Annotated in this window: 6 protein-coding genes and 1 pseudogene; 3 read left to right on the top strand and 4 right to left on the bottom strand. The window is 72.4% G+C overall.

Annotated elements, in window-relative coordinates:
• Positions 1-82 precede the first annotated feature (82 nt).
• Positions 83-226, bottom strand: a pseudogene (locus A5712_RS30415) (hypothetical protein); the annotation flags it as partial.
• Positions 227-379: 153 nt separating this feature from the next.
• Positions 380-1,147: a hypothetical protein gene (locus A5712_RS21255; RefSeq protein ID WP_068109292.1), complete on the bottom strand. Its 768-nt coding sequence runs from the start codon at positions 1,145-1,147 to the stop codon at positions 380-382.
• 144 nt (positions 1,148-1,291) lie between these two features.
• On the opposite strand from A5712_RS21255, the gene A5712_RS21250 reads away from it, so the two are divergent.
• Positions 1,292-3,100, top strand: coding sequence for an MFS transporter (locus tag A5712_RS21250; RefSeq protein WP_082973567.1), 1,809 nt, complete (start codon positions 1,292-1,294; stop codon positions 3,098-3,100).
• Here the strand turns inward: A5712_RS21250 and A5712_RS21245 are convergent, their stop codons facing one another.
• Positions 3,101-6,493: a TM0106 family RecB-like putative nuclease gene (locus tag A5712_RS21245; RefSeq protein ID WP_068109289.1), complete on the bottom strand. Its 3,393-nt coding sequence runs from the start codon at positions 6,491-6,493 to the stop codon at positions 3,101-3,103.
• Positions 6,494-6,663: 170 nt separating this feature from the next.
• Here A5712_RS21245 and A5712_RS21240 point away from each other — a divergent pair, with 170 nt between their 5' ends.
• Together A5712_RS21240 and A5712_RS32370 are read left to right on the top strand one after the other, a co-directional pair.
• Positions 6,664-7,020, top strand: coding sequence for a hypothetical protein (locus tag A5712_RS21240; RefSeq protein WP_082973570.1), 357 nt, complete (start codon positions 6,664-6,666; stop codon positions 7,018-7,020).
• A 168-nt stretch (positions 7,021-7,188) separates the two neighbouring features.
• On the top strand, positions 7,189-9,927 hold the full coding sequence (locus A5712_RS32370; RefSeq protein ID WP_068109284.1) for a PE family protein: 2,739 nt from the start codon (positions 7,189-7,191) through the stop codon (positions 9,925-9,927).
• Between the two features lie 28 nt (positions 9,928-9,955).
• Here the strand turns inward: A5712_RS32370 and A5712_RS21230 are convergent, their stop codons facing one another.
• Entirely contained in the window at positions 9,956-10,546 is a 591-nt protein-coding gene (locus A5712_RS21230) for an LppP/LprE family lipoprotein (protein ID WP_068109280.1), read from the bottom strand.
• Between the last annotated feature and the right edge of the window lie 24 nt (positions 10,547-10,570).

Raw genomic sequence — 10,570 nt, 5'->3', positions numbered from 1 at the left:
GATCGATGGAGGCACATGTGACGGTCCGAGTGGGTATTAACGGCTTCGGCCGTATCGGACGCAATTTCTAGCGGGCGCTGGGGGCCGGCTCGGTGGTGGTCTCGGGGTTGTAGTCGACCAGGAACTCGTGCCAGCTGGGGTCGACCGACGAGGGGTCATCGCGGAACTTGCGGTACATCTCCTCGACCAGCCATTCGTTTTGCCCGAATGGTGAAATGTTGCTCACGGCCGCTATTCGCCTCAATTCTTTTGTCCTGCAGGCGCGCTGTACGCGTTATCGGCGGGCAACTCAATCCCGCGACGGTGCGGAACCGTTTTCGCCCCAATAAAGGCTAACCTTTCGCGGGCAATCCGCGAGAGGCACCGGGTGCGGCCGCCGTCAGCCGGCCTCGTGGACCGGCGGCAACAGCCGCAGCGTGCTCGGCCAGCGCGAGGGCGGCAAGCCGAACGCGTGTCGGGCGTTGTGGACGATCTTCTTGCCCACCATCCGGTTGCCGGCGCCGCCGACCACGGCGCCGATGCCGACCGGCAGCGCCTTGCCGAACATCAGGGCGCCCTTGCGCAGCGTGTAGCGCTTGACGAAGTAGCCGAGCATCCGGGTGTTCAACCGCGACAGCGTCGGCAACGGCAGCGACGCCATGCCCTCGGCCAGCCAGCCGCCGTTGGTGCGGCCCGGCCCGATCAGCTCGCCGATGGCGCGCTGACTGTCGTCGCCGACCAAGACGGAAAGGACCAGCGCGCGGCGGCGTTCGCGGTGGTCGGCCGGGATGTTGTAGACGACGGCCTTGGCCAGCACGAACAGCGCGGTGGCCTCGATGAAGAAGACGGTCTCCCCCGCGCCCGCGGACACCGCCGTCAGCGTCCCGACCCCGGGAAACGTCGCGGCCGAGCCGACCGCGGCACCGCTGGCCGTCAGGGCCGCCAGGAAGCGTTTCTCCAGCTTGGCGTCGATTTGTGCCGGGGTGGCGGCCGGGTGCGCGCGGCGCAGCCGCGACACGTAGGCCTCCGCGGCGGGGCCGTGGATCCGGGTGCTGCGCTCGATGACCTGCGCCAATGCCCGCGCCGAGGCCTTGGGCCGGCCGTCCTTGCCGACGGCCGCCTGCTCCGGCTTTGACATGCGTGACGCTCTGTTTCGTCGGGCCCGCATCCTGCTCATCCTGTTGGTTCTTGCCGATGTCCATTCCAGGCTAACCCGCGCTCACCGATCCGCGGCCGAGCGGCGCATTTGCCCAACCGGGATAATGCGGAGCTGGGTGACGATTCGAGCCGTCGGTGCGAGGGGGTTGAGCACATGAACACGGCGACGCCTTGGTCGCCGGGGGGAAACCGGCGCGCGGTGCCGAGTCGCGCGCAGTTCATGGAGGGCTGGGACTCCCTGCTCGCGGCGGGCCCGCGGAATCCCTGGAACGCGCTGTTCGCGATGATCATCGGCTTCTTCATGATCATGGTCGACTCCACGATCGTCGTCATCGCCAACCCGACGATCAAGCTCGACCTGCACACCGGGTACGCCACCGTGGTCTGGGTGACCAGCGCCTATCTGCTGGGCTGCGCGGTGGTGCTGCTGGTGGCCGGGCGGCTCGGTGACCGCTACGGCACCAAGAACCTCTATCTAATTGGGCTGGGGCTGTTCACCGCCGCGTCGCTGTGGTGCGGGCTGTCGGGCAGCGTCGCCATGCTGATCGCCGCCCGGGTGGTCCAGGGTGTCGGCGCCGGGGTGCTGACCCCGCAGACCCTGTCGATGATCACCCGGGTCTTCCCGGCGGAGCGGCGCGGTGTCGCGGTCAGCGTGTGGGGTGCCACCGCGGGGGTGGCCACCCTGGTCGGACCGCTGGCCGGCGGCGCGCTGGTCGACGGGCTGGGCTGGCAGTGGATCTTCTTCGTCAACGTCCCCATCGGCGTCGCCGGGCTGGCGCTGGCGGCGTGGCTGGTGCCGGCGCTGCCCACCCAGGCGCAGCGCTTCGACCTGGTGGGCGTCGCGTTGTCCGGGGCGGGCATGTTCCTGATCGTCTTCGGCCTGCAGGAGGGCCAGGCCGGTCACTGGCAGCCCTGGGTCTGGGCGCTGATCGTCGCCGGCGTCGGATGCATGTCGGTGTTCGTGTACTGGCAGGCCGTCAACACCCGCGAGCCGCTGATCCCGCTGCGCATCTTCGCCGACCGCGACTTCGGCCTGTGCAACGCCGGGGTCGCCGTTACCGCGTTCGCGATGACGGCGATGATGCTGCCGCTGCCGTTCTTTTTGCAGGGTGGGTGTGGGCTGTCGCCGACGCGTTCGGCGCTGGTGATCGCGCCGATGGCGGTCGTGGGCGGTGCGCTGGCGCCGTTCGTGGGCATTATCGTCGACCGGTACCACCCGGGGCCGGTGCTCGGGTTCGGCTTCTCCACGATGGCGGTCGGGCTCACCTGGCTGTCGTTCGAGATGTCCCCGTCGACGCCGATCTGGCGGCTACTGCTGGCGTTCGCCGTGATCGGCGTCGGCAGCGCGTTCGTGTGGTCGCCGCTGACGGCGACCGCGACGCGCAACCTGCCCACCGAACTCGCCGGCGCGGGTTCGGCGGTCTTCAACTCGGTGCGGCAGCTCGGGGCGGTGCTCGGGAGCGCGGGCATGGCCGCGTTCATGACCTGGCGGATCGGTTCCGAGATGCCGTCCGACGCGCCGTCGGCCTCGGCCGAGGACGCCACCGCCGTGCAACTGCCCGAGTTCCTGCGCGAGCCGTTCGCGGCCGCGATGGCGCAGTCGGTGCTGTTGCCCGCGTTCGTCGTGCTGTTCGGGGTCGTCGCCGCGCTGTTCGTGCTGGGTTTCGCGCCGTCGGCGGGCGCGGGCGGCAAGCCGCCGGACGGGGGCGACGTCGTCGACGACGACTATGACGACGACGAGTACGTCGAACTGCGGCTGGTTCGTGAACCGGACGTCACGCCCCCGGCGCCTGCCCGGCCGGTGCCGGTGCGCCAGCCCGTGCCGGCTGGACCGATCGGCCTCGCGCACAACGGATCTCGCGTCGACGGCGGGAAGCGGTTTCGCCCGATGGCATCGCCCGGCCACCGGTACCGCCCCGATCCGGACGACGATCCTGCCGGCTACGGCCGGCACTCGGGCTAGCTAGCCCTGGGTCAGCGCGAGGAACGCGCCGAGGTCGATCAGGCCGGCGGGCGTGCCGGGCAGGTACTCGGTGAGCAGCCGCGAGCGCACGATCACCGCCGCGTACTGCGCCCTGCTGATGGCGACGTTGAGCCGGTTCCGGTTGAGCAGGAACGAGATCCCGCGCGGCACCACGTCGACCGACGAGGCCGTCATCGACACGAAGACCACCGGTGCCTGCCCGCCCTGGAACTTGTCGACGGTTCCGACCCGGACCGCGCCGAGCCCGGCCTCGCCGAGTCGCCGGCGGATCAGCGTCACCTGGGCGTTGTAGGGCGCCAACACCAGCACGTCGTCGGCGACCAGGGGGCGGATGCCGCGTTCGTCGGTCCACGCCCGGCCGAGCAGCCCGCCGATGTGGGCGGCGATCGCGTCGGCCTCCTCGGCGCTTTCCGTCGAATTGCCTTGGTGTTCCACGACACTCACGTGCACCCCGGGACGTTGCCCGTCGAGGTGGCGCTCTTTGGTGCACGCGTGCGATTGCAGCCGGCCCTCGTAGGACAGCGCGGAGACCGCGGCGCAGACCGCCGGATGCATGCGGTAGGACAGGTCCAGGAAGTAGCCGCGCTCGTCGGGCAGCGTGCGCCGGCCGTCCACCAGCCAGTCCAGCGCCGACGTGTCGACCGGTTCGGGATGCGTGCCCTGGCTGACCTGTGGCAGCTGCTGCGGGTCGCCGAGCAGCAAGAGGTTGGCGGCCGCCGGCGCAACAGCGATGGTGTTGGCCAGGCAGAACTGGCCCGCCTCGTCGATCACCAGCAGGTCCAGGCTGCCCGGCGGCACCCGGTTGGCGTTGGCGAAATCCCAAGCGGTGCCGCCGATCACGCAGCCGTCGTGCTCGGCGATGAAGGACGGGTATTCGTTGGACTCGATCTCCCGCCAGCGCGGGGCGTTGTGTCCGGCGGGTTTCTTGGCGACCCGGCCCGGATCCAGCCCGGCGTCGATCACGCAGCCCAACAGGTTCTCCACCGTGGCGTGCGACTGCGCCACCACGCCGACGCGCCAGCCATGTTCGCCGACAAGGCTTTTGATCACCCGGGCGGCGGTGTGCGTCTTGCCGGTGCCCGGCGGCCCGTGCACGGCGAGGTACGACGAGTCGAGATCGAGGGCGGCGGCGGTGATGTCGGCGACGGCATCGCCGGAGCGCGGCAACGGGGCTTTCATGCGGGGCGCGCGGCGCATCAGAATGTCGATAACGGCGGCGCACGGCAGGGTCGGCAGGTTGGCCGCCAGGGCGGCGGCGGTCGTTTCGATCGAGGCCCGCAGCGCCGTGGTGGGAATGGGAGGCCCCGGGGTGAGCGCGAACGGCAGCTGGTCAAAGGTGTTGCCGTCGTTGCCGACCCGCTCGACGATGGTCACCTCGGTGGGGACCGCCGGATCGTTGACCGCCAGTATTTCGGCGCGACCGGCCGCGCGCCGGTCGGGGTTGTCGGCCATGCTCGGCGGGGCAGGGGGCTCGTAGAGCGCGAAGACATCGGTCATCAATTCGCCGCGCGCCAGCTCACCCCTGAGGCGCACATGTCGCCGCGGCTTGCGCGCGCGGGGCGGGGTATGCCAGTCGGCGTCGACCGACGCCGCATCGGCGATGAAGACGTCGGTGTCGTCGGCCCACTCCTCGACCGGGAAGTTCAGCCGGTCGAAGTGCGCCCACCAGAACGGCTTGTCCTCGCGCCGGTGGTAGCCGCGCGCCGCGGCCACCAGCGCCACCGCGGTCTGCTCGGGCGTGCGGTCGGCGACGCCCGCGTCGCCGGTGAACGCCGACAACGTCATCGCCAGCTGGTCGCGGTCCTCGACCCGGTTGCCCTCCGGAACCGGTTGCGCGCCAACGGGTACGACACCGGATTCGTAGGCGCGCAGCATCAGCCAGTTGCGCAATGCCAGTGTCGAACGGCAGTCATAGTGGTTGTAGTCCTCGATCTGTTTGAGCAGGGACGCGGCGTCGTCCAGTTGGCCCTCGTCCTTGAGTTGGCAGTAGCGGGCGTACGAGGTGATCGAATCGGCGGCCGTCGTGACGTCACCGGCGCGCAGCTGTGACCCCATGTACAGCGGCTCGAGCGCCTTGAGGCCGAACGACTCGGCGCCCACCCGAATGCTCTTGCGCACCAGGGGATAGAGGTCGACCAGCGTGCCGCTGCGCAGCAGTTCGTCGATGTCGTCCTCGCCGACCCCGTACCGGCCGGCGAGCCGCAGCAGCGCCGTCTTCTCGTACGGCGCGTAGTGGTAGATGTGCATGTTGGGGCGGCGCTTGCGGCGCCTTTTCACCATCGCGAGGAAGTCGACGAGCGCCTTGCGCTCGTCGACCCGGCTGTGCGCCCACCGCGGGTGGAAATTCCCGCCGGCCTCCAGGACGCCGAACAGATACTCCAGGCCCCAGTCGTGCCCGTCGGCCGTCCACAGCGGGTCGCCTTCGAAGTCGAAGAACAGGTCACCGGGGTCCGGCTCGGGCAGCAGGGTCAGCGGCTGCGGGTCGACGACCGCGAACTGCGGGGTGCCGGTGTCGCGTTGGCGCACTTGCAGTTTGGCCTGCGCGGTCAGCTTGCTCAGCGCGCTGGGCGCCAGCCCGGGTACCGGCGTCGCGCGGTCGGCCAGCGCGGCGACCGTGGTGACGCCGGCGTCGAACAGCTTGTCGCGCTGGGCGACTCGCATCCCGGCGACCAGCAGCAGGTCGTCGGTGGCGCGCAACTGCTCGGTGCACAGCGGGCAGTGGAAACACGCGCTGACGTTTTGGTCGTCCCAGCGCACCGGGGTGCCCGCGGCGTGGTGCTCGTCGAGCAGCCGCTGCAGCAGCGCGCGCTGGGAACGGTAGACCGGGACCAGGTCGCCGACGCGGTAGCGCACGACGGCGCCGTCGCCCAGCTCCAGCTCGGCCTCGGGCGCGACCGGGACGCCCGAGCCGGCGAGCGCGTCGGCGTAGGCGGCCAGCTGCAGCAAAGCGGGCACCTTGGGCGAGCGGGCCAGTTTGGTGTCGGCGACCCGGTACCGTTCGCCGTCGAGCACCAAGAAGTCCGCGAACCCGACGAATCGGCCGTCGAACATCGCGGCCTGATACACCACCGGGGCGCGGTTGGCGATCGCGCGCCGGGTTGCCTCGGCGGCGGCCGCAAAGCCGGCCGGCGTGTAGGCCGGGCGACCGATGACCGCGACCGCATCGCCGAACTCGTCGCGGTATCGCGCGAGGCGGCGTCGTTCGTGTTCGGTACCCAGGGCGGAGGTTCGGGCGAGCAGTTCGTCCTCGACACACACGGCGGAGCCGCGGCCGAGTTTCGCGTCGAAATCCCGCAGGAGCGCGTATTCGCACCGGGCGGCGGACGCGAGGTCCGACGCGCTGTAGACGACGGTTTCACCGGTGACGAACACAGCTGTAACTGTAGGCGAGGGGACCGACACGGCTCGGCCCGGCGAGCGGGGTGGCGGTTGGGCGCGTGCGTTCGACGTTCCGCGTGAAACGCGCTGTGCGGCAGGGTAATCGCGCAAGTCTGCGGGGCGCATGCGGCGGAGCCGTAGCTGGGCGGTAGCTTCGGCAGGTGATCGTTACGGGGGCCTTTCTCGCCGAAGCGGCCGCGGTGGTCGACAACAAACTGAACGTCACCGGCGGCGTGCTGTCCCGATTCGTGGTCGGGCCCGACCGGTTCGCCAGCTTTCTGCTCGTGGTGCTGACGCAGTCCGATGCCGACGACGATGACCGGCTCGACGTCGAGATCTGGCCCCCGGCGGGGCAGAAGCCCCTTCGCGTCGCCTTCCACATGCCCCCGGAGGCCACCGTCGGCGAAATCGGGTTCGCCTTCTTCCCGGTGTCGGTGGCCATGCCCGTCGACGGCCGCTGGGTGATCGTCGTCGCCGGGGGCCCCGGCGTGATCTCGCTTCCGCTGATCGTGACCAGCTGACCCGACGGGGTCGCGGTTCGGGCCTAAATCGCCCCAATGGCCATCGGGCCGGGCGGCCGACGAAATATATGAAAATACCGAAAGTCGCTTTACATCTTCTCAAACATGCCTATAGTACGGTTCTGACGTAAATCCCCTAATGTGCGGCATGTTCGATGGGAGCCCAAGATGTCCTACCTGATCGCAGCACCCGAGGCCTTGGCCAGTGCCTCCACCGACTTGAGCGCGATCGGGGAGGCGATCCGGGAAGCGACCGCGGCGGCGGCCCCGTCGACCACGGGAATTGCGCCGGCGGCCGCCGATGAGGTGTCGGCGGTGCTGACGCAGCTGTTCGGCGGCTTCGGACAGCAGTTTCAGGCACTCAGCGCCCAGTCGGCCGCCTTCCATGACCAGTTCGTGCAGTTGATGAACTCGGGCGGGCTCGCGTATGCGGCCACCGAGGCCGCCAACTCCTCACCGTTGGGCACGTTGCAGCACGACCTGCAGGCCCTCGCGGCGAACCCGTTCTCGCCGGTGAAGGACCTGACCGGGCGCCCGCTGTTCGGTGACGGCGCCAACGGCGCGGCCGGGACCGGGCAGGCCGGTGGCGACGGCGGGTGGCTCTTCGGCAACGGGGGCAACGGCGGGTCGGGCGCAAACGCCGCCAACGGTGGGAACGGCGGGGCCGGCGGGTCGGCCGGGCTGTGGGGCCACGGCGGTGCCGGTGGGGCGGGCGGCAACGCCACCGCCGCCGGCGGGCACGGCGGCAACGGCGGAGCCGGCGGTGCCAATGGGCTGTTGGGCGGCGGTAACGGTGGGGCCGGCGGGATCGGCGGTATGGGTGCTCAAGGTCTGGTCGGGTCGACCGGCACGGTGGGCGTCAACAGCGGCCACGGCGGTGACGGCTTCGCCGGTGGGGCCGGCGGTAACGGTGGGGCCGGTGGGGCCAACCAGGCGCTGTTCGGCGGGGCCGGCGGCGCCGGTGGGGCCGGCGGTCAGGGCGGCATGGGCGGCACCGGCGGTGCCGGGGCGAGCGGCGTGGGCTCCGGCGTGGCCGGCGGCGACGGTGGTACCGGCGGGACGGGCGGCGCCGCCGGGGCCGGCGGGGCCGGTGGCGCCAACAGGGGGATGATGGGCGGGACCGCCGGCGTGGCGGGTCACGCGGGAACCGGCGGCCAGGGCGGCACCGGCGGTGTCGGTGGCCAGGGTGACGTGGGGGCCCAAGGCGCGGTGGGCGTCAGCGCAGGCCAAGGCGGTCAGGGCTTCGCCGGTGGGACCGGCGGTGCGGGCGGCACCGGCGGCAGCGCGGGAGTCGGCGGCGTCAACGGCAATGGCGGGGTCGGCGGCCATGGCGGCCAGGGCGGCGACGGTGGCGAGGGCGCCAGCGGAGTGGGCTCCGCCGTGGCCGGCGGCAACGGCGGCGGCGGCGGTACCGGCGGCGACGCGGGCGCCGGCGGGGCGGCCGGCACCGGCGCGGGTGCTGCGGGCACCGCGGGCCACGCGGGCACCGGCGGTGACGGCGGCAAGGGCGGCGCCGGCGGCGACGGGGATGTCGGGGCGGCCGGCGCGGAGGCCGTCAACGCCGGCCAGGGTGACGTCGGCTTCGACGGCGGCACCGGCGGTGCAGGCGGTCACGGCGGCAACAGCGCGGCGGGCGGGACCAACGGTTCCGGCGGCCAGGGCGGTGACGGCGGTCGGGGCGGCGACGGCGGGACCGGCGCCAACTTCACCACCACGGGCAATGACCTCGACCACGGCGGCATCGGCGGCAAGGGCGGCCACGGTGGCGCCGCGGGTGCCGGCGGCGCGGCTGGCACCGGCGGCACCGGCGGCACCGACGGCAACGGCGGACACGGCGGCGACGGCGGCACCGGCGGCCACGGCGGCCAGGGCGGCCCGGGCGCTGCCACCCCCGACCCGTCGCGGCCCAGCGGCGTCGACTCGCCGTCCGGCGGCAGCGGCGGCATCGGTGGTGACGGCGGCGCCGGCGGCGACGCGGGCGGCTCGACCGGCCACGCGGGCACCGGCGGCGCGGGCGGCACCGGCGGCATCGGCGGCACCGGGGGCACCAGCCCGGGCTACGGAGGCAGCTACGGCGGCTTCGGCGGCAACGGCGGCCAAGGCGGGATTGGCGGCAACGGCGGCGGCACGCCTCACGGCGGAACCAACGGCGACGGCGGCGCCGGTGGCGGCGGGGGCGAGGGTGGCCTCGGCGGCTACAACACCTCCGACGTGGGCAACTTGATCACGGCCGGCGGCGGTGGCGGCGGCGGCATCGGCGGGGCCGGCGGCGACGCCGGCACTGGCACCGGCACCGGCGGCGCCGGTGGCACGGGCGGCACGGGCGGCACCGGCGGCTCCGGCAACCAGGCCCTCGCCACCGTCGGCGGCAACGACCAGGCGATCGGGTTCGGCGGCGCCGGCGGCACCGGCGGTGCCGGTGACCTCGCGTCCGGCACCACCGGCGGCGCAGGCGGCGGCGGTGGTGGCGGCGGCGCGGGCGGTACCGTCGCGGCCGGTAACGCCGCGGGCGGTGGTGGCGGCGGCGGCGGTGGGGCCGCATCCGTCAACGGCGCCGCCGGGCACGGCGGCACCGGCGGCAACGCGGAGCTGTTCGCCGGTGACGGTACGACGACCACGACCAACGGCGGCCTCGGCGGCGCTGGTGGCACCAACGCCACCGGCACCGGCGGTGGTGGCGGCGGCGGCGCCTCGAACATCCCGGACCTGGTACAGGTCGGCGACGGTGCCCCCGGCGCCGATGGTGCCGATGGCGGTGCGGGCGGTCTCGGCATCGGTACGAACAACTCCGGCGGCCCCGGTGGCGCCGCAGGGAATGGCGGTACCGGCGGCCTGTCCTTCGGCGGGATCCAGAGCGGCGCGGAAGGCCGCCCGGGGACATACCCGTCATGGACCGGCAACCCGTAACCCCGGGGGCTCGACCGGCCGGCTTGGCTCAGTGGCCCGGGGTGTTGCCGATCAGCTGGACGCCGTTGCCGTCCCAGTGGAACCGCACGTCGGTGTTGAGCCCGTTGACGCCGCCGGGATAGGTCAAAGCGACTGTGTCGCCGGTGGTTTGGGCCGCGTCGATGCCGTTGAACCCGTAGGTGTCCGGCACGCCTTGGGGGATGAACTGGCCCAGATGGAACAGCACCGCCCGCGTCGTCGGGTTGACGGCGTTGGTGTTGGCCTTGATGATCACCGCCGACAGCTGGGCGCACTCGTTGTAGTTGCCGGCCACCGGCTCCGGACTCCAGGGCTGCTGGCTGCGCGGGTCGTTCGGTAGCTCGGACACCACCTTCGCGATGGTGGGCGAGGCCAAATTGACCGCGCACGGGTCGGCCGGCGCCGCGCTACCGGGCGGCGCGGCGACGCCGGACGTCGGGATCGGCGTGGCGGGGGCGGTGATCGACGCCGTCGACGTCGTCGTGGTGGCCTGCGGCGTCTTGGCGACCGTGGAATCTCCCGAACCGCAACCGGTCAAAGCAACGGTGGCCGACGCGAGAACGGCTACGCCCGTCAGCGCACGGCAGGGTAGCGAGCACACATCGCCAAACCGTACCGGCACCGA

The sequence above is a fragment of the Mycobacterium sp. E2327 genome (assembly GCF_001672675.1).
Taxonomy (GTDB): domain Bacteria; phylum Actinomycetota; class Actinomycetes; order Mycobacteriales; family Mycobacteriaceae; genus Mycobacterium.
Note: the sequence above shows the minus strand (reverse complement) of the source record. Positions and strands in the feature narration are given on the sequence as shown.